Source organism: Gluconobacter frateurii (assembly GCF_002723955.1).
GTDB lineage: Bacteria > Pseudomonadota > Alphaproteobacteria > Acetobacterales > Acetobacteraceae > Gluconobacter > Gluconobacter frateurii.
In genome coordinates, this window is record NZ_BEWN01000001.1 from 470,595 (window position 1) to 488,784 (window position 18,190).

Sequence of the window (18,190 nt, forward strand, 5' to 3'; positions counted from 1 at the left end):
GGCAAGCTGCGTTAAGAGCGTCTCATGACTCAGGAGAAAAGCCCCGTGAAGGGTTCAGAGAAGGCTGGCGTAAAGCCAGCAGCCCGTGAAGAATCTCTGGGCGAGACCGTGCGTTGGCTCGCCCTGATGGTGCTGGCAGTTGTGGCTGTGCGTTCTCTGGTGTTCGAACCGTTCAACATTCCGTCCGGTTCCATGATTCCAACCCTGCAGATCGGGGACTTCGTTTACGTCTCGAAGTTCAGCTACGGCTATTCCCGGTTCTCATTTCCGTTTTCACCAAACCTGTTCAATGGTCGGGTCATGGGGGCGGAGCCGCATCGTGGGGATGTCGCAGTTTTCCGGTATACGCAGAATACATCCATTGATTACATCAAGCGCATTGTCGGTCTGCCGGGTGATCATATCCAGATGACGGGCGGCAAGCTCTTCCTGAACGGAATTGAGGTGCCCCGGACGTCTCTTGGTCATTATGAGGTGCTGGACGAGAACAATCGTCTCCTCAGCGGAGAGCGATATCGTGAAAGCCTGCCGGGAAGTGCGGGGCGTGCGCCTGTCGACCATGACATCCTGAAGCTGACGGACGAGGGTTTTGCCAACGATACGCCTGAGTACGTTGTGCCGCAGGGGTACTTCTTCGCGATGGGCGATGACCGTGACGATAGCGCCGACAGCCGCTTCCAGGGAGATGGCCCGGACGATCTTGGCTATGTGCCGATGCAGAACCTTGTCGGTCGTGCGCCGATGGTCCTGTTCTCAATCGATCTGCGGCATCCGGCGTGGCAGTTCTGGTACTGGCCTGTCGAGATCCGCTGGAATCGCTTTCTGCATCCTGTCACATGAAGCTGTCACAGGAAGAGGCCATGGAGGCCATGGAGCAGGCACTCGGCCATCGTTTTGCAAACCGGGATCTGCTTCTGGAGGCGTTGACGCATCGCTCGGCGGTCAGTGGGCGTGATCCTCGCAAAGGGAAGCGTGCTCAGGGGCCGAAGGGGACTGGTTCGAACGAGCGGCTTGAATTTATTGGGGATCGCGTTCTGGGCCTGCTGATGGCGGAATGGCTCTTTGAGCAGTATCCGCTGGAGCAGGAAGGGGCGCTTGGTCCCAGGCATGCGCATCTGGTGTCACGGCCTGTTCTGGCAGAGATTGCTGACGATATCAGACTGTCATCGGCGCTGAGAATTTCCCCTCATGAAGAGGCTGCGGGAATTCGGCGTCTGTCCAGTATCCGTGCGGACGCAATGGAAGCCCTTCTGGGGGCGCTCTATCTGGATGCAGGGCTGGAGCCGGCACGTCAGGTTGTTCGCAAGCAGTGGGGAAGCCGGATTGATAATCAGGCCCGTCCTCACAAGGAGCCGAAGACCCTGCTGCAGGAATACCTTTTGTCGCAAGGGTTGCCGCTCCCGAAATATGAGCTTCTCGCTGCTGAAGGGCCGTCTCATGCGCCGGTTTTTCGCGTCGCTGTTCAGGCCCGGGGTCTGACGGGGCGTGGGGAAGCGGGAAGCAAGCGCGTGGCGGAAAGTGCCGCTGCGATCGATCTTCTGAAACTTCTTGGTCAAGACGTGGCGTCGTGAGGCGCATGTGGAAAAGGATAGGAACATGACCACACGCTGCGGTTTCGTCGCCCTTGTCGGGGCGCCGAATGCTGGAAAATCAACTCTGCTGAACCGGATTGCCGGGGCGAAGCTCTCCATTGTCAGTCCCAAGGCGCAGACAACGCGCTTTCGGACGCTGGGGATCGTGGTTCATCAGGACGCCCAGATCATCCTCGTTGACCTGCCGGGTATCTTCAAGCCGCGCCGTCGCCTGGATCGGGCGATGGTGAACGCCGCTTGGACGGGTTCGCAGGATGCTGATCTCACGCTTCTGCTGATTGATGCGAAAGCGGGTCTGCGCGAAGACGTCCGGGAGATCATCGCCAAGCTGGCTGAGGGCAATAAGAAGATCTGGCTTGTTCTGAACAAGACGGATCTGGTCAGTGCAGAGGAGCTTCTGCCCCTCACGCAGGAAGTCAGCGGTCTGCTGACTGTTGAGCATGTGTTCATGCTGAGCGCGCGTTCCGGCGATGGTGTTGAAGATCTGATGAACCATCTGGCGCGTGAGTTGCCGGAGGGGCCTTATCTTTACCCGGAAGACGACCTGACGGATCTGCCTGACCGCCTGCTGGCCGCGGAACTGGTTCGGGAACAGATTTTCATGCAGACGCATGAGGAAATCCCCTATCAGGCAACAGTCGAGACTGAGAGCTTCAAAGAGCGCCCTGATGGCTCAGTGCGCATCGAGGTAACGATTTATGTGTCTCGCCCGGGCCATAAGGCCATTCTGATCGGCGAAGGTGGCCACAAGATCAAGTCCATTGGCGCTCGCGCCCGTATGGAGCTTCAGGGATTGTTGGAGCGGCCCTGCCATCTTTTCCTGAACGTGAAGGAGCGTGCAGGGTGGGATGAGGAAAAAGCCCGTTTGAGAGCAATCGGTCTGGAAGAGTAAAACGAGCGTCTGTCTGAGGGCGTAGGGCGTCTTGTGACGTCTCTCCTCTGACATCGCTTGTTCCCAGCCGTGTGCGTCTGTATGAACAGGCGCAAAGTCACCATAATCCAGCAAGAGACGGGCACGATGACCGACAAACGAGAAGAAAGCCCCTCCTACAAGCGCGTTCTGCTCAAAGTGTCCGGCGAGGCACTGATGGGCAAGGGCTCCGGTGGAGTGGACCCGGAAATGGTGGATATGGTTGCCGCCGATATTGCTGCGGTTGTGGCATCCGGCGTGCAGGTGTGCCTGGTTGTCGGTGGCGGTAACATTTTCCGCGGCCTGTCCGCCGCAGCGCGTGGCATGGATCGTGCGCAGGGTGATTATGCCGGTATGCTCGCAACCGTCATTAACGCACTGATGCTTCAGAATGGTCTGGAGCGTCAGGGGCTTGAGACGCGTGTCATGACCGCCATTCAGATGGCGGCGATTGCCGAGCCGTACATCCGTCGTCGTGCCGTTCGTCACATGGAGAAGGGGCGGGTCGTTATTTTCGCTGCAGGAACGGGCAATCCGTTCTTCACGACCGATACGGCTGCAGCCCTGCGTGCCAACGAAATGGAATGTGATGCTCTGTTCAAGGGCACGCAGGTTGACGGAATTTATTCCGATGACCCGCGTCGCAACCCGGATGCTGTGCGTTATGACCAGTTGACCTACATGGACGTTCTGGCCCGGCAGTTGAATGTCATGGATGCGGCGGCCATCAGCCTTGCCCGTGAAAATAAATTGCCGATTGTGGTCTTTAACATGCATGCTCCGGGCGCATTTGCCGCCGTCGTGCGTGGTGAAGGCCGCTTTACGCGGGTCATCGAGGCTGGCTGAAAGCCTCATTTTCAACGAACCTTTCAGGATAAACTCCTGAACCTTACGTCGATTTTGCAAAGGAACAGCTTATGCCTGCTGACCTGAAAGACCTGATAGACGATCTTACGCGCCGTATGGACGGTGCGATTGAGAGTCTTCGTCGTGATCTCTCTGGCCTCCGTTCCGGCCGTGCGAGCCCGAACCTGCTGGAGCCTGTTCGTGTCGAGGCCTACGGCTCCGAAGTGCCCTTGTCCCAGGTTGGCTCCATTGCCGTTCCTGAAGCGCGTATGCTGACGGTTTCTGTCTGGGATCGGACGGTGGTGGGCGCTGTTGAGCGTGCCATTCGTGATAGTGGTCTAGGTCTGAATCCGGCTGCTGACGGACAGACCATTCGCGTGCCGATTCCTGTGCTGACGGAAGAGCGCCGTAACGAGCTTGCCCGTGCAGCCAATCGCTACGCTGAGAATGGCAAAATCGCTATTCGTGGCGTCCGTCGTGACGGCATGGAGCAGGCAAAGGCGCTCGAAAAGAAGGGTGAAATCAGCCAGGACGATCTGAAGACCTGGTCTGATTCCATTCAGAAACTGACGGATCAGTACGTCAAGAAAGTTGATGATACGCTCGCGGATAAAGAACGCGAGATCAAGCAGGTCTGACCTTTCTCTTGACGATCGGATCCGTACCTAAACCCAGTGTGGCTGCTCCTTTACCTTCTCACGAGGAAAGGGGTGCCGTTCCTGTGCATGTCGCCATGATCATGGACGGCAATGGCCGATGGGCACGCTCGCGTAGCCTGCCGGTCGTGGCCGGGCACCGGAAAGGGGCGGAGTCCGTGCAGGGTTGTGTCAAGTCCGCCATTCGGCAGGGCGTTCGTTACCTGACGCTCTATGCTTTTTCTTCGGAAAACTGGCGACGTTCTGCGGAAGAGATCGGTGATCTGACCTCTCTTTTGCGCTTCTATCTGCGTCATAAGCTCAATGAGCTGCATGAGCAGGGCGTGCGGCTGAGAGTGATTGGCGAGCCTGAGCGCTTTGAGGGTGCTTTACGCGAGGAACTGAGGCGCGCTGAAGCCAAGACTTTCAATAACACGACGCTGACACTAACGCTGGCTCTGTCCTATGGTGGTCGTGCTGATATTGCGCAGGCTGCACGGCGGCTTGCCGATCAGGTTGCGCGAGGAGAGCTGGCACCTTCGGAAATTACTGAAGAGCGGCTGGCGAGTACCCTCCAGACCTCGGATATGCCAGACCCCGATCTGGTTATTCGGACAAGCGGTGAGTGCCGCCTTTCCAATTTTCTGCTTTGGCAGAGTGCTTACGCAGAGCTGGTCTTCATGGATGTTCTGTGGCCGGACTTCGGTGAGGCTGAATTTCTTCAGGCGCTGTCTCATTTTGCTGGCCGTCAGCGGCGTTTTGGTGGCCGACCGGCATGAGTGGCTCGTCCCGCTGGTCTGATTTGAAGCTGCGGCTGTCATCGGCTGTTATTCTGGTTGCTGTGGCCGGGATCTGCCTTTGGCAGGGTGGCATGATTTATAATGCACTCATTCTGCTGGCGATGTTCGGGCTGGTTTGGGAAGGGGAAACCCTAATCCGCCAGCCTCTGCCGACATGGCGCGGTATTCTGCTCCTTTTCTGGCCGCTTGTCTCGGGCGTTGCCGCATTGCGGGGTGAGTGGAGTGGTGCGTTCTGGATGGTCTGGCCAAGTCTTGTTTTTGGTGTGCCAGCCTGTCTTCCGGTGATCGTATCGATCCTGGGCGGACTTTCGCTGCTTTGGCTTCGCCATCTGCCTGCGGGTTTTGAGAGCGTTCTGTTCGTTTTGTGCGTTGTAATCGCCAGCGACAGCTTTGCGTATCTTTTTGGACGTGTCTTTGGCGGCCCAAAGCTTGCACCCTCCATTTCGCCTGGGAAAACACGTTCAGGCGCGATCGGGGGGCTGGTGGGGGCCTCCCTGGCTGGTGGGGCGGTAGCGTGGTTTTCTGGCTTGGGATTTGTTGGTGGCGGCCTGATCTGGGGTGCTGTGCTGGGAATTTTTTCCCAGAGTGGCGACCTGATCGAAAGCGCGGCCAAACGTCGCCTCGGCGTTAAGGATTCCGGCACCCTTATTCCAGGCCATGGCGGTTTGCTGGACCGGTTTGACGGCCTTCTGGCGGCGGCGCCGCTAGCCGCTCTTCTTTCTCTGGCAGCTTTCGGACAGGTGTTCTGGTCTGTCACTCCTGCGGATCTGGTAGGCGGGTCTGCACATCATACCATTCCTCAGGGGAGTTCTTCTCATGACTGACGGTTCTGTGGCCAAGCCTCGCCGGATCAGTGTTCTCGGCAGTACGGGCAGTATCGGTACGTCAACGGTTGATCTGCTCAAGCGTATGGCAGCGGATATTGAGGTTCGTGCTCTGGTGGGTGGCCGCAATGTTGCACTGCTGGCAGAGCAGGCTCGCGAATTGTGTGCGGAAATCGCTGTCATTCATGATGAAAGCCTGCATGAGGAATTGAAAGCCCGGTTGGCTGGCAGTGGCATTCGGACCGCTGCGGGGCGTCAGGCTGTCATTGAAGCCGGTGCCATGGAAGCTGACTGGACGATGGCAGCCATTACGGGTGCAGCAGGGCTGGAGCCTACGCTCGCCGCGGCCCGCAACGGCTACGCAATCGCCTTGGCGAACAAGGAAGCGCTTGTGTGTGCTGGCGATGTTATGCTTCGCGCTGTCGGTGAAGCTGGGGCGACGCTGCTGCCGGTGGATTCAGAGCACAATGCCATTGCACAGGCCCTTGGCGGCTGCGACATGAGCACGGTCGAGAAGATTGTCCTGACAGCATCTGGCGGCCCGTTTCGTCAGTCTTCCTTGGAAGACATGCGTGCGGCTACCCCAGAAAAGGCCCTGAAGCATCCGACATGGACAATGGGTGCCAAGATCACGATTGACTCCGCCTCGATGGCGAACAAGGGCCTTGAAGTAATTGAAGCGGCTCGTCTGTTCGGCCTGACTGAAGACCGGATTGACGTGCTGGTGCATCCGCAGTCTGTGGTTCATGGGCTGGTACAGTTCCGGGACGGCAGTCTCGTCGCTCAGATGGGCTCGGCAGACATGCGTATTCCTATTGCGCACACCTTGGCATGGCCGCAGCGCATGGAAACACCCTGTCAGAGGCTGGATCTTGCAGCATTTGGACGTCTGGATTTCGAAGCGCCGGATGAGATGCGTTTTGTTCCACTGCGGCTGGCGAGACAGGTGCTGAGGGCAGGGGGGGCGGCTCCCGCGGTCTTCTCAGCGGCTAATGAAATTGCCGTTGATGCTTTTCTGAACCGCCGGATCGGTTTTCTTGGTATTGGTGAGACGATCGATAGTGCTCTTCAGGCCATGACCGAAAATCCTGAGCTGACGACACTGGATGAAGTCCTGGAATGGGATGCCCGTGGTCGCGCGCTTGCCGAGGAGCATATTCTTCGGGAAAGCGGCCGTCTGCGGAATACAGCGAGCGAGAATGCCCTGCATGCATGATTTTCTGCGCACCATCATCGCCTATGTCCTGATTCTTGGCATTCTGGTTTTCATCCATGAACTGGGACATTACCTTGCGGCGCGCTGGCGTGGCGTGAAGGTTGAGACTTTTTCCATTGGTTTCGGGCCGGCCGTGCGACGTTGGTATGACAAGTCCGGAACGGAATGGCGCCTGAGCGCTATCCCGTTGGGCGGATACGTCAAACCTCATGGGTTTGAAGGGCCGGATGACGCGACGGATGAGCAGAAAGCGGCCTGGATTCCGGGCAGGACATTCCATGACAAACCTGTAGGCTCTCGGGCCCTGGTGATTGTCATGGGGCCTATGTTCAACTTCCTGTTCGCGATTATTGCTTTCACGCTGCTGTTTGCGACTGTTGGCAAGCCGGAGCTTCGGAATGATATTTCTCAGGTCGTCGCAGGAAGTGCTGCGGAAAAGGCGGGCGTGAAAACGGGTGATGTGATCACGCGTATCGGTCCACTTTCCATTTCTGGTCCTGAAGATGTGATGGGGACTGTTGCCTCTCACCCGAACGATACGACAACGCTTGGAATTCGTCGCAACGGAGAAGATCTGACCCTGCCGGTCACGATTGGGGCTCTAAAAAGCGGCTCGCATGCGACTGGCGTGCTCGGAGTGGGATTTGCTGCTTCTCCCGGGCATCCTGTTTCGCCAGGTAAAGCTGCCGTAATGGGTGTGCAGGAGACCTGGACGATGTCTGTGCGCACGCTGCAGGGCGTCTGGCAGATCCTTTCTGGCCAACGCAGCGCGAAAGAGCTGGGCGGAACGATCCGAATCGCACAGATGTCAGGTCAGGTCGCCAGCTATGGTATGGCGAGCATTGTGTCTTTCATGGCGCTTCTGTCCATCAATCTTGGGCTTATAAACCTGTTTCCGATCCCGGTTCTCGATGGTGGACGACTGATCTTTTATGCCATTGAAGCCATCAAGGGGCGTCCTGTTTCACGGCGTGTACAGGAAGTAAGTATGCAGGTCGGAATGGCGCTTATCGGCGCACTTTTCCTTTTTTCTACGGTGAATGACCTGACAAATATCGGCTTGTTCCACTGGATGTTTCACGCCGGCAGCTAGGCTGCGATACGCCCCGTAACTCTTCGTGAGTGAAGGGAGATCTTGCATGGTGGGGGGCTTTTCGGATACCTCCGCCAATGGCGTAGCGTGTCATGCGCCTACGAAAAATCTGTTACAAGGAAAACCGGTTTGTCAGGATCACGGTCAAGAGGTTCCCGGTCCCCGAACATGCGTCTGTTGCTTCTGGCATCGGCATGTCTTCTCCCGACCGCCCTCGGTGTGGCGGAGGCCCGTTCCGCACGTCAGCACCAGGCATCAGGTGCAGCCTCGGGTAGCAACGTGATCCAGGCCATTACGGTCTCTGGCAATACACGTATCGAAACCAGCACGGTTCTTTCTTACATGGTTGCCCAGCCGGGAGATTCCTTTAACCAGGATGATCTCGACCGGTCTCTGAAGTCGCTTTACGCGACCGGCCTGTTCAAGGACGTAACCCTTCATCGTGATGGCAATACGCTTCTGGTGAATCTGGTTGAGAACCCCATCGTCAATCGTATTGTCTTTGAGGGTAACCATGCACTGAAGGATGAGGATCTCCGCAAGGAAATCAGCCTTCGCCCGCGTGCGGTTTTCTCATCTCAGACCACGGCCGCTGATCGTCAGAAGATCCTGAACCAGTATGCTGGCAAGGCGCGGTTCGGTGCGACGGTTACGCCGCAGATCATCCAGTTGTCTCACAACCGGGTTGATGTGGTTTTCAAGATCAACGAAGCCCAGCAGACGCTGATCCACAAGATCGTGTTCGTGGGCAACCATGCGTTCAGTGAAGCCCGTCTGGCGCAGGTGATTTCTTCCAAGGAAAACACCTGGTACCGGTTCTTCTCGTCCTCGGATGAATATAACCCCGAGCGCATCAAGTATGATGCCGAACTGCTGCGCCGGTTCTACCTCCATAACGGATATGTTGATTTCCACATGGTGGACGCGACAGGTGAGCTTTCGCCTGATCACAAGTCCTTCTATGTGACGTTCACCATCCACGAGGGTGATCAGTATCATATCGGCAAGATGGACATTCGTTCCAACGTGCGCCGTGTGACGCCTGAAATGATGAGGCCAAAGATCCAGCTGTTCAAGCATCAGATCTATGATGGAACAGCGATCCAGCATAACACAACGGACATGCAGGAGTGGCTTCAGGCTCAGGGGCATCCCTTTGCCATGGTGCGTTCCGAGATCGCACGTAATCCTGAAAAGCGGATCGTGGATCTGCTGTTCGATATTACAGAAGGTCCGCATGTCTACGTCGAGCGTATCGACATCAACGGCAACACCATTACCCGCGATAACGTGATCCGCCGTAACCTGCCGATGGCAGAGGGCGACCCGTACACCCCGTTTGACAAGAAGTACTCTAAACTTGCTCTGCAGGACCTTGGATATTTCAGCACGGTGTCGGTTGACCAGACGCAGGGTTCTGCACCTGACCGGGTCAACGTTGCTGCGAATGTCGTGGAAAAGCCAACTGGCGAATTCTCGCTGGGTGGCGGTTACTCAACGGACGTTGGTGTTCTCGGTAATGCGTCAGTCAAGCAGCACAACATGCTGGGAACTGGCATTGATGCCGGTATTTCCGGAACGGTTGCGTATTATGAGAAGCAGGCGGATATCTCCATTACGGATCCGTACTTCCTGAACCGTAACCTTGTTGCTGGTGCTGATTTCTACTTTATCCAGAATAACTACCAGACGTATCAGAGCTATAAAGAATCCCAGTACGGCATGAGTCTGCGTCTCGGATATGCATACAACCGCTATCTGTCGCAGTCCTTCAGCTATACCCTTGTAGATCGTCAGGTCGGTAACTTCTACGATGCGGCGACGATTGCCGCAGACCCATCTTACATTGAATGGGTTCCTTCCGTGTATGTGCAGCAGTCTGCTGGCTGGTCGCTTCTGTCCCAGTTGAGCACGTCTCTGACCTATGATCGTCGTGACCGTCGCATGAACCCTCATGAGGGTTACATGATGAAGGTGGGTGGAGATTTTGCCGGCGTTGGCGGTAATGCAAAATACTACCGCTTCAAGGCAGACGGAGCTTACTACCTGCCGCTGGACCGGATTACCGGCAGTCATGACTGGACCATGCAGTTCAAGGGCGGCGTGGGCTACATGGGCGACTGGGATTCCAACAGCAAGCGCAACATCATTGATAACTTCTATCTGGGTGGTGAAAACCTGCGAGGCTTCCTCCAGGGTGGTGTAGGTCCGCGTTCTGGTCACATCTGTACTGGCGCCTATGTCAACGGGTCCTGCCCGACGCTTGATTATCTTCCGCGTCAGGGTCAGGAAGATCTTCTGGGTGGCCGGTTCATGTACACGGCCTCTGCGCAGTTGAACTTCCCAATGCCGATGGGTGACGATCTTGGTATTTCCGGTCGTTACTTTGTCGATGCCGGTAGCCTGTCGAGTGTGCGTGTCCAGAAGAAGTACACGGACTACTCCCGTCGTTATGAGTCCGGATATGCGTATACCCCTATTACGGGCGACACCATGATCCCGCGTGTTTCTACCGGTCTTGGTATTTCCTGGAAGAGCCCGTTCGGTCTCGTGAACATCGACGGTGCTATTCCGCTGCGTAAGGAAAAGGGCGATCGCCTTTACCCGCTGCGCTTTGGCTTCGGGCAGCAGTTCTAAGACTGCGTGCCTGATTTCAAGCCTCAAGCAATTTTATCCCCTTCTCCAGAGGTGGTCATGACCTTTCATTCCCTGATGCGTCCGGCTTCGGTCGGCGCGCTTCTGGCCGCGACGGTTCTTGCCGTTGCTCCGTCCGCTCACGCTCAGGCTGCCAACAATGGCGGCTGGTTTGTTCCGAAGGCTGCGCATCCAGATGCTCCTCCGGCTGCACGGCCAGCGCCGCGCCGGAGTGTGCCGGTTGCAGCCGAGGCTCCGACGGATGACGAACAGGGCGCGCCGAGCGCACAGCAGGCGCCTCCAGTGCTGCCGCTGCCGCCAATTCCGAACCCGCCCACAGTCGCGAAGGCCGCTCCTCCACCAGCAGCGGTTATCGGTGTGATCAACGTGCAGGCCGTCATGCAGATGTCGTCCGCCGCACAGGAGATCCAGCAGGTTCTTGGTGCGCGCCGTGACAAGCTGGCTCAGGCTGTCCAGCGCGAAGAAGGTGCATGGCGTGGCGAGCAGCAGAAGCTGCAGTCCGAAGCTCGGACCCTGACCGCTGACCAGATCCAGCTCAGAGAGCGTCATCTGCAGGAACGTCGTGCCAAGGACCAGCGCGATTTCGGCAATCAGGCCCGTATCATTCAGGAAGCCGCTCAGGTCGGGTTCCACCAGATCGAGCGTGAGCTTGAGCAGGGCAACGGCATCATTGCCGCCGTCGCGGGTTCGCATAACATGAACCTTGTTCTGCATGCAGAACAGGTTGTGCTGCATGTGGGCGAGCAGGACATCACGGAAGAAGTGGCGAACCAGCTGAACAAGACGCTGCCGCATGTCTTTATTCCGGGAGACGGTGTCGATCCTGAGCAGCTTGCCAAGTCTGGCAAGATGCCAACGACGGCTGATGAGCAACGTGCTGCCCAGGGGCCGGAACAGGCTGCTGCCCCTGCTGCTCCGGCTCAGCCTGAGTCCGTTCTGCGTCAGCATCACTGAGGTCTGAGCCTGTGGGTGACACGATGTCCACCGAGACGCGTCCGGGTGATGAGCGCTTCTTCCTTCGTGCCGGTCCTTTTGGGCTGGCACAGTTGGCAGAAGTATCGGGAAGTGAGGTGCGTCCTGCCCTTGAAGGTCAGGACGGGAGCACGCTGTTTCGCGGCGTAGCGCCATTGCATGTGGCAGGCCCGGAAGACGTCAGTTTCCTGGATAACCGGCGCTATCTGCCCCTGCTGGAAAACACAAAAGCGGGTGCCGTCATTCTCGCACCCGCCTTTGCCGATAAGTTGCCTCCCAAAACGGCTGGACTGGTTTGCAAGACGCCTTACCTTGCCTGGGCTCGGATAGCGGCGTCGTTTCATCCCGCTCCGTCTTCCAGCGGTGCTCAACATCCTTCAGCCTATGTGAGCGAGAAAGCTGACATTGGCGAGAATGTTGAGATCGGTCCGTTTGCCGTGATCGAAGATGGTGCAAAAATCGGCAGCGGCACCCTGATCGGAGCGCATGCTACGATTGGCCGGAGCGTTGAGATAGGCGAGCGTTGCCGCATTGGCAGTCATGTCAGCCTGACCCATGCACGTGTTGGTCATCGTGTGACCCTGTATCCAGGCGCGCGGATTGGTCAGGACGGCTTTGGGTTTGCTGTTGGTCCGGAAGGCTTCGAGACCGTTCCCCAGCTTGGGTTGGTTGTGATCGAAGACGATGTCGAAATTGGTGCCAATTCCACCATTGATCGTGGCTCCATGCGCGATACGGTGATTGGTGCTGGCACCCGGATCGATAATCTTGTGCAGATTGGTCACAATGCGCGACTGGGACGGTGCTGCATTGTGGTGTCTCAGGCCGGTATTTCCGGTTCTACGGAACTCGGTGATTTCGTCACGATTGCGGCCCAGGCTGGTCTGATCGGTCACATCAAGATCGGCGACAAGGCCCGGGTCGGGGCCCAGTGTGGTGTCATGTCTGACGTTGATGCCGGGGCAGATGTGATTGGTAGTCCCGCCATGCCGTTCCGGGAGTTCTTCAGGAATGTGGCCACTCTGCGAAAGCTCTCCAAAAAGAGTACCGACTGACCTGAACGGGTGATGGATGGTATCCCTTGACCAGTTTTGCTAAGGGAGGCCAATCGCACTGCTCGGAGAGCAGAAAACTGACAAAATTTCTCCCGGAAGGGTATGGTGAAGAAGATGGATCGAGTGGACGCTCCGGCTGAAAAGACGACCCCGGCAGAAGGGGCTTCGGGAACACCTCAGGTTCCCGAGAGCATCGACATTCTGCAGATCATGCAGGCGATCCCTCATCGCTATCCTTTCCTCCTGATCGACAAGATGCAGGAGATCAAGGCTGGTGAGTCGGCTGTCGGCATCAAGAATGTCACGGTCAATGAGCCCTTCTTCCAGGGGCATTTCCCTTCTCATCCGGTCATGCCGGGTGTTCTGATCATCGAAGCCATGGCTCAGACGGCTGCCACGCTTGTTGTTCTGACGCTTGGGAAGGCTTTCGAAGGTAAGCTCGTTTATTTCATGACCATCGAAGGTGCGAAGTTCCGCCGTCCGGTGGGGCCTGGCGATCAGCTTCGTATCGAGGTCGTCAAGGAGCGCTCCCGGGCGAATGTCTGGAAATTCAAGGGTATTGCCCGTGTTGACGGCGTTGCTGTCGCAGAGGCAACCTTCAGTGCCATGATCATGGGCTGAACTGATGCAGATTGCAGGAAAACGATCCGACAGCGCCGAAATCCATGCGACCGCTCTTGTTGATGAGCGGGCCCGGATTGGAGATAATGTCCGTATTGGTCCGTGGTGTGTCGTCGGACCGCATGTGACACTTGGCGACGGCGTGCACCTGCATGCTTCCGTTATCGTTGACGGGCATACGACCCTTCGTGAAGGGGTGGAAGTTTATCCCTTCGTCACGATCGGCATGGCCCCTCAGGATCTCAAATATGCTGGCGAGCCGACGCTCTGCGAAATCGGGGCTCACACGATCATTCGTGAGAACGTCACGATCCATCGTGGAACGGCTCAGGGCCATGCACTGACCAAGATCGGCGCGCGCTGCCTGATCATGGCGAACGCGCATGTGGCCCATGACTGCGTTCTGGGTGATCGGGTCATCATCGTGAACAATGTTGTCATGGGCGGTCATGTCGAGATCGCGGATGATGCCAAGGTCATGGGATCTGCTGCGCTTCACCAATTTGTTCGTGTTGGCCGTGGAGCCGTTGTTGGTGGCGTCTGTGGTGTTGAGATGGACGTTATTCCTTATGGCAGCGTTCTGGGGAACCGTGCGCGTCTGGTTGGTCTGAACTGGATTGGCCTGAAGCGTTCAGGCGTTGGGCCGGAGGAGATGCAGGCCATGCGTCGGGCTTTCCGGACCCTGTATCCCCGTCATGGCAGCACGGATGTTGTTCTGGAAGCGCGCATTGCAGAAGTTCGTCGCGAATATGGGCATCTGCAACGCATTGCTGAAATGCTTGACTTCATGGAAGCGCCAAGCCGTCGCGGCCTGACGCGCGTTGCCCGAAATGAGGGATTGTCCGAGACCGAAGGAGCCTGAGTATGCCAGGGGGAGGTTGCGTCGGTATTCTGGCCGGGGCAGGCCCCTTGCCTGCACAGGTAGCTGCGGCTGCTCTGGAAAAAGGGAAGTCCGTTTTTATTGTCGGCTTCCGGGATTTTGCGGATACGGCCCGTTTGGCGCCCTATCCGCATGAGATCATCCGTCTTGCCGCGGTAGGGGAAATCCTGGCGGCTCTTAAAAAACATGGCTGTCGTGAACTGGTCCTGATCGGTCCCGTGAGACGCCCTGCCTGGCGCGATCTTCGGCCAGATGCGGAAGGCGCGCGCATTCTTGCCCGTTTGGGGCGTGCCATTTTCCTGGGTGATGACGGTCTTTTGGGCGCGGTGGTCCGGGTTCTGGGAGAAGAGGGCTTCATTGTCCGCGGTGCGCATGAATTTCTGGATCATGCGACAGGTCGTAGCGGAACGCTTGGGCGCGTAGCTCCGGACGAGCAGGCCCAGCAGGATATTGCCCGCGGCGTTAAGGTTCTGCGCGCCATGGCCGCACTGGATATCGGGCAGGGATGTGTCGTGCAGAGCGGCCTGGTTCTGGCTGTGGAGGCTTTGGAGGGCACTGACGCGATGTTGGGGCGCTGCGGGAAGCTGATGCAGGCTGGAAGTGGCGGTGTTCTCATCAAGATGCCCAAGAGTGGTCAGGACTTAAGGGCAGACATGCCCACAATTGGTCCGGAGACACTCGAGAATGCTGCTCGGAACGGATTGCGCGGGGTAGCGTTTCAGCCTGGTGTGACCCTACTGACAGACCCGGATCGCTGCGTTTCTCTGGCTGACCGATACGGGCTGTTCCTTTATGGGCTGACGACCGAAGATCTTAAGGAAGAAAAATGAGCACATTTCTGCATACGATGGTCCGCATCCGGGACATTGATCGCAGTCTGGCGTTCTACAGCCTTCTGGGCATGAAGGAGCTGCGCCGCAAGGAAGTTCGTGAGGGGCGTTATACGCTGGTCTTCATCGGATTCGCGGATAATGAGCACGGACAGGCCGAAATCGAGCTGACCTACAACTGGGATCAGGATTCTGATTACGAAGTCGGTACCGGTTTCGGGCATTTCGCTATTGGTGTGCCTGACGTCGCGGGGCTGGTAGAGACTGTCCGGTCTGGCGGTGGAACTGTAACGCGTGAGGCCGGCCCGTTAAAGTTCGGGACGATCATCATTGCCTTCGTGCAGGACCCCGATGGCTACAAGATCGAGCTTATTGAGAAGAAGCCGACGTCTTCAGAAGACTGAGTGCCTTCTCAAGTGAGTGTATGATTGTCTCTGCATTCCGCCGTACAGAATCGTCTGTGTGGGATGACAGGATGTCGGCGCAGAGCAGGGCAGGTGAGAGTGCGTTTCGCAAATCATGGCGAAATGCACTGGATTCGTTCGATTGAGACGGTGTTAGAGTCGGTTTTTGGCTCATATCCTCAGCTTCCTGATCGTCCGGCATTGACAGGCGGAGACCCGGTGAGTACAAGCCCGGGTCTCATTCACCGGGCGTTTCGTGCGCCCGATCGACGCGGATGTCCAGAGGGGCGTCTGCATGGTTTTTAAGGATCGATGTCATGAAGCGCACGTATCAACCCTCCAAGCTGGTTCGTAAGCGTCGTCACGGTTTCCGTGCACGTACTGCTACAGTCGGTGGCCGCCGCGTGCTGGCAAACCGCCGCACGAAGGGTCGCAAGAAGCTCTCCGCCTGAGCGCGAACCATACAGCTGGCCGCCTGAAAAAGCGGCCGCAGTTTCTGCGTGTTGCCGGGAAGGGGCGTAAAGTCGCTACCCCGGGAATGGTTGTGCAGATCCTGCAGGATGATACCCAGCCTGAAAGCCGTGTCGGCTTTACCGTCACGAAAAAGGTTGGGAATTCAGTCATCCGAAATCGCACCAGACGCCGCCTCCGTGAGGTGCTGCGTCTTGTTGCACGTGAGGATGGTCTCCCAACAGGGGACTTTGTCCTGATTGGTCGAGACGGTACCCGCCGACGCGATTTTTCTCTGCTTCAGGAAGATCTCCGGAAAGCCCTCCGTAAGGGTACGGAAAAATGACAGGCTTTTTTAGCAAGCCTGTCACTGTCTTCCTGCTCGCACTGATTGATTCTTACAAACTTTTCGTCAGTCCATATCTGGGACGGAACTGCCGGTTTGAGCCGGGGTGTAGCACCTATGCTGTCATGGTGATCAAATCGCATGGCCCGTTGCGGGGCGGATGGCTGGCATGCAGGAGACTCCTGCGCTGTCATCCTTGGTCAAAAGGGGGTTGTGACCTCCCTCCTGAGCGCCATCAGCATTAAAAAACGCGGCCAGCTATTGTTTTGATCGCGGTTTTCGGCCACTTGAGGCTCAGCATTCCTCCGTAGAGACGAAAGACCGGCATCCGCCCGATGGAAATCAAGCGCATCATTGCGGCCACTATCCTCTCGGCCCTCATCCTGATCGGTTTCGACTATTTCATGCCGAAGCCCCATCAGGACAGTCATCCCGCTGTCACGCAGACTGCTGCGACACAGTCCCCATCAGCCCCGGCTCAGGCCGCACCCTCAGAGGCTGCTCCTGAACCTGCGGTAACGGCGCGACGTATCGCAATCACGAGCGAAGACGTGCAGGGTTCCCTGAACCTCAAGGGTGCGCTGCTTGATGATGCGGTGCTGACCAAGTATCGCGCCACACTGGCGAAGGACAGCCCGCTGGTCCGCCTGCTGGATAAGCCTGGCAGCGAGCATCCGAACTTCTTCGTTATTGGCTGGAGCAATGCTCCGGGTTCGAATGCCAAGGTGCCTGACCTGAATACGGTCTGGACCAGTGCAGACGAAGCTCTGTCTCCTGGTCATCCGGTGACGCTGAAGTGGGACAATGGCGAAGGGCTGATCTTCACAATCCAGCTGTCGGTCGATGAGCATTACATGTTCTCGGTCGTCCAGTCCGTGGAGAACCATTCCTCACAGCCGGTCGCTCTGGTTCCGTTTCAGCGTGTTCAGCGTGACTATCAGGCAGCAGAAGGGTTCTGGACGGCTCATGAAGGCCCGATTGCCGTCATGGATGGTCGTCTGAATGACGAAACCTACAAGAATGTCCGCAAGGGTGCCGAGCACGCAGACCATACGTTCTGGGCCAAGGGTGGGACTGGTGGCTGGGGCGGTATCAGCGACAAGTACTGGCTGACGGCGGTAGCACCAGACGCTAATGCCGCTGTCACGGCCAGCTTTGCCTATGCGCCTGGCAATCCCGGTTCGTATCGGATTGGCTTTACCTCGCAGGCTCCCCAGCAGATCATGCCGAACGGCACGATCACGCAGACGAGCCATCTTTTTGCCGGTGCGAAGGTTCCGAGCCTGCTTCAGTCTTATAGCAGCAACCTGCACATTGCGGATTTTGACAAGGCAATTGATTTCGGTTGGTTCAGCTTCCTGACGCGCCCGATCCTGTATCTGTTGCACTGGCTGTATCTGCATCTTGGTAACTTTGGTCTGGCGCTGATGGCGCTGACGTTGATCGTCAAGATCGTGCTCTTCCCGCTGGCGTCCAAGGCTGCCACGTCTTCCGCGCGGATGCGTCTGCTGGCTCCGAAGATCAAGGAGATCCGCGAGAAGAACAAAGACGACCCGATGGTGATGAACCAGAAGGTCATGGCCCTGTATCGGGAAGAGGGCGTGAACCCGGCCAGTGGGTGCCTGCCGGTTCTGATCCAGGCTCCAATTTTCTTCTGCCTGTACAAAATGCTGAACATCAGCATTGACGAGCGTCATGCACCGTTCTTCGGCTGGATCCGTGATCTGTCCGTCCCAGACCCGACGAACATCTTCAATCTGTTTGGTCTGATCCCGTTTGATCCAACGGTTTATTTCTCCTTTCTGCATATCAGTGTCTGGGGAGCCGCTTTGGGTGTTACGTTCTGGCTGCTGCAGCGTCAGACGATGGTCAGCATGGACCCGGCTCAGGCGCGCATCATGCAGTTCATGCCGCTGGTGTATGTGTTTGTGATGTCCGGGTTCCCGGCCAGTCTTCTGGTCTATTACACCTGGAACAACCTGCTGACGTTCGCTCAGCAGACCTTTATCCAGAGCCGCGCCAAGCTGCCGGTTCCAGTTGCCAAGAACGGACGCTGAGACG

General features: G+C 57.3%; 20 protein-coding genes. All 20 read left to right on the forward strand.

What is annotated here, in order from left to right; genetic code table 11:
• Positions 1–24 precede the first annotated feature (24 nt).
• The 20 genes from lepB to yidC all read left to right on the forward strand — a co-directional run bounded on the left by lepB (position 25) and on the right by yidC (position 18,186).
• Positions 25–840, forward strand: coding sequence for a signal peptidase I (gene lepB / locus GFR01_RS02115; protein ID WP_244902113.1), 816 nt, complete (start codon positions 25–27; stop codon positions 838–840).
• Entirely contained in the window at positions 837–1,571 is a 735-nt protein-coding gene (rnc, locus tag GFR01_RS02120; RefSeq protein WP_063904242.1) for a ribonuclease III, read from the forward strand. Before lepB ends, rnc begins: the two co-directional genes overlap by 4 nt.
• A 25-nt stretch (positions 1,572–1,596) precedes the next feature.
• Positions 1,597–2,484, forward strand: a complete 888-nt coding sequence (era, locus tag GFR01_RS02125; RefSeq protein ID WP_099181592.1) for a GTPase Era — start codon at positions 1,597–1,599, stop codon at positions 2,482–2,484.
• A gap of 126 nt (positions 2,485–2,610) precedes the next feature.
• A complete protein-coding gene (gene pyrH, locus GFR01_RS02130; RefSeq protein ID WP_063904240.1) occupies positions 2,611–3,348 on the forward strand; it encodes a UMP kinase in 738 nt (245 codons plus the stop codon).
• 71 nt (positions 3,349–3,419) lie between these two features.
• Positions 3,420–3,986 (forward strand): ribosome recycling factor, encoded by a 567-nt coding sequence (gene frr / locus GFR01_RS02135; protein WP_099181087.1) that lies wholly within the window; start codon positions 3,420–3,422, stop codon positions 3,984–3,986.
• Positions 3,987–4,081: 95 nt separating this feature from the next.
• The gene (gene uppS / locus GFR01_RS02140; protein ID WP_063904238.1) at positions 4,082–4,762 is read left to right on the forward strand and encodes a polyprenyl diphosphate synthase; all 681 of its coding nucleotides are present in this window, start codon (positions 4,082–4,084) and stop codon (positions 4,760–4,762) included.
• Entirely contained in the window at positions 4,759–5,607 is an 849-nt protein-coding gene (locus GFR01_RS02145; RefSeq protein ID WP_099181088.1) for a phosphatidate cytidylyltransferase, read from the forward strand. Before uppS ends, GFR01_RS02145 begins: the two co-directional genes overlap by 4 nt.
• A complete protein-coding gene (gene dxr, locus GFR01_RS02150) occupies positions 5,600–6,823 on the forward strand; it encodes a 1-deoxy-D-xylulose-5-phosphate reductoisomerase (protein WP_099181089.1) in 1,224 nt (407 codons plus the stop codon). Before GFR01_RS02145 ends, dxr begins: the two co-directional genes overlap by 8 nt.
• Positions 6,816–7,916, forward strand: a complete 1,101-nt coding sequence (gene rseP, locus GFR01_RS02155) for an RIP metalloprotease RseP (RefSeq protein WP_099181090.1) — start codon at positions 6,816–6,818, stop codon at positions 7,914–7,916. Before dxr ends, rseP begins: the two co-directional genes overlap by 8 nt.
• A gap of 168 nt (positions 7,917–8,084) precedes the next feature.
• Positions 8,085–10,553 carry an outer membrane protein assembly factor BamA gene (gene bamA, locus GFR01_RS02160; RefSeq protein ID WP_099181091.1) on the forward strand — a complete coding sequence of 823 codons (2,469 nt, stop codon included), beginning with the start codon at positions 8,085–8,087 and terminating at the stop codon, positions 10,551–10,553.
• A gap of 57 nt (positions 10,554–10,610) precedes the next feature.
• Entirely contained in the window at positions 10,611–11,525 is a 915-nt protein-coding gene (locus GFR01_RS02165; RefSeq protein WP_174694642.1) for an OmpH family outer membrane protein, read from the forward strand.
• Positions 11,526–11,548: 23 nt separating this feature from the next.
• The gene (gene lpxD / locus GFR01_RS02170) at positions 11,549–12,598 is read left to right on the forward strand and encodes a UDP-3-O-(3-hydroxymyristoyl)glucosamine N-acyltransferase (RefSeq protein ID WP_167384186.1); all 1,050 of its coding nucleotides are present in this window, start codon (positions 11,549–11,551) and stop codon (positions 12,596–12,598) included.
• 102 nt (positions 12,599–12,700) lie between these two features.
• Positions 12,701–13,219, forward strand: a complete 519-nt coding sequence (gene fabZ / locus GFR01_RS02175) for a 3-hydroxyacyl-ACP dehydratase FabZ (RefSeq protein WP_063904232.1) — start codon at positions 12,701–12,703, stop codon at positions 13,217–13,219.
• Positions 13,220–13,223: 4 nt separating this feature from the next.
• Positions 13,224–14,081 (forward strand): acyl-ACP--UDP-N-acetylglucosamine O-acyltransferase, encoded by an 858-nt coding sequence (lpxA, locus tag GFR01_RS02180; protein ID WP_063904231.1) that lies wholly within the window; start codon positions 13,224–13,226, stop codon positions 14,079–14,081.
• Positions 14,082–14,083: 2 nt separating this feature from the next.
• Positions 14,084–14,929 (forward strand): LpxI family protein, encoded by an 846-nt coding sequence (locus GFR01_RS02185; protein WP_099181093.1) that lies wholly within the window; start codon positions 14,084–14,086, stop codon positions 14,927–14,929.
• Entirely contained in the window at positions 14,926–15,333 is a 408-nt protein-coding gene (gene gloA / locus GFR01_RS02190) for a lactoylglutathione lyase (RefSeq protein ID WP_063904229.1), read from the forward strand. Before GFR01_RS02185 ends, gloA begins: the two co-directional genes overlap by 4 nt.
• A gap of 317 nt (positions 15,334–15,650) precedes the next feature.
• Positions 15,651–15,785 carry a 50S ribosomal protein L34 gene (rpmH, locus tag GFR01_RS02200; RefSeq protein ID WP_016737691.1) on the forward strand — a complete coding sequence of 45 codons (135 nt, stop codon included), beginning with the start codon at positions 15,651–15,653 and terminating at the stop codon, positions 15,783–15,785.
• Positions 15,782–16,129, forward strand: a complete 348-nt coding sequence (rnpA, locus tag GFR01_RS02205) for a ribonuclease P protein component (protein ID WP_063904228.1) — start codon at positions 15,782–15,784, stop codon at positions 16,127–16,129. The genes rpmH and rnpA overlap by 4 nt, the downstream gene beginning before the upstream one ends.
• Positions 16,126–16,374, forward strand: coding sequence for a membrane protein insertion efficiency factor YidD (gene yidD / locus GFR01_RS02210; RefSeq protein WP_082872696.1), 249 nt, complete (start codon positions 16,126–16,128; stop codon positions 16,372–16,374). Before rnpA ends, yidD begins: the two co-directional genes overlap by 4 nt.
• A 90-nt stretch (positions 16,375–16,464) precedes the next feature.
• Positions 16,465–18,186: a membrane protein insertase YidC gene (yidC, locus tag GFR01_RS02215; RefSeq protein ID WP_099181094.1), complete on the forward strand. Its 1,722-nt coding sequence runs from the start codon at positions 16,465–16,467 to the stop codon at positions 18,184–18,186.
• Positions 18,187–18,190: the final 4 nt, after the last annotated feature.

Excerpts from the sequence above, each read along its gene's own strand:
- lepB (WP_244902113.1), top strand. The coding sequence starts at position 25 with ATGACTCAGGAGAAAAGCCCCGTGAAGGGTTCAGAGAAGGCTGGCGTA.
- rnc (WP_063904242.1), top strand. The coding sequence starts at position 837 with ATGAAGCTGTCACAGGAAGAGGCCATGGAGGCCATGGAGCAGGCACTC.
- era (WP_099181592.1), top strand. The coding sequence starts at position 1,597 with ATGACCACACGCTGCGGTTTCGTCGCCCTTGTCGGGGCGCCGAATGCT.
- pyrH (WP_063904240.1), top strand. The coding sequence starts at position 2,611 with ATGACCGACAAACGAGAAGAAAGCCCCTCCTACAAGCGCGTTCTGCTC.
- frr (WP_099181087.1), top strand. The coding sequence starts at position 3,420 with ATGCCTGCTGACCTGAAAGACCTGATAGACGATCTTACGCGCCGTATG.
- uppS (WP_063904238.1), top strand. The coding sequence starts at position 4,082 with ATGATCATGGACGGCAATGGCCGATGGGCACGCTCGCGTAGCCTGCCG.
- GFR01_RS02145 (WP_099181088.1), top strand. The coding sequence starts at position 4,759 with ATGAGTGGCTCGTCCCGCTGGTCTGATTTGAAGCTGCGGCTGTCATCG.
- dxr (WP_099181089.1), top strand. The coding sequence starts at position 5,600 with ATGACTGACGGTTCTGTGGCCAAGCCTCGCCGGATCAGTGTTCTCGGC.
- rseP (WP_099181090.1), top strand. The coding sequence starts at position 6,816 with ATGCATGATTTTCTGCGCACCATCATCGCCTATGTCCTGATTCTTGGC.
- bamA (WP_099181091.1), top strand. The coding sequence starts at position 8,085 with ATGCGTCTGTTGCTTCTGGCATCGGCATGTCTTCTCCCGACCGCCCTC.
- GFR01_RS02165 (WP_174694642.1), top strand. The coding sequence starts at position 10,611 with ATGACCTTTCATTCCCTGATGCGTCCGGCTTCGGTCGGCGCGCTTCTG.
- lpxD (WP_167384186.1), top strand. The coding sequence starts at position 11,549 with ATGTCCACCGAGACGCGTCCGGGTGATGAGCGCTTCTTCCTTCGTGCC.
- fabZ (WP_063904232.1), top strand. The coding sequence starts at position 12,701 with ATGGTGAAGAAGATGGATCGAGTGGACGCTCCGGCTGAAAAGACGACC.
- lpxA (WP_063904231.1), top strand. The coding sequence starts at position 13,224 with ATGCAGATTGCAGGAAAACGATCCGACAGCGCCGAAATCCATGCGACC.
- GFR01_RS02185 (WP_099181093.1), top strand. The coding sequence starts at position 14,084 with ATGCCAGGGGGAGGTTGCGTCGGTATTCTGGCCGGGGCAGGCCCCTTG.
- gloA (WP_063904229.1), top strand. The coding sequence starts at position 14,926 with ATGAGCACATTTCTGCATACGATGGTCCGCATCCGGGACATTGATCGC.
- rpmH (WP_016737691.1), top strand. The coding sequence starts at position 15,651 with ATGAAGCGCACGTATCAACCCTCCAAGCTGGTTCGTAAGCGTCGTCAC.
- yidD (WP_082872696.1), top strand. The coding sequence starts at position 16,126 with ATGACAGGCTTTTTTAGCAAGCCTGTCACTGTCTTCCTGCTCGCACTG.
- yidC (WP_099181094.1), top strand. The coding sequence starts at position 16,465 with ATGGAAATCAAGCGCATCATTGCGGCCACTATCCTCTCGGCCCTCATC.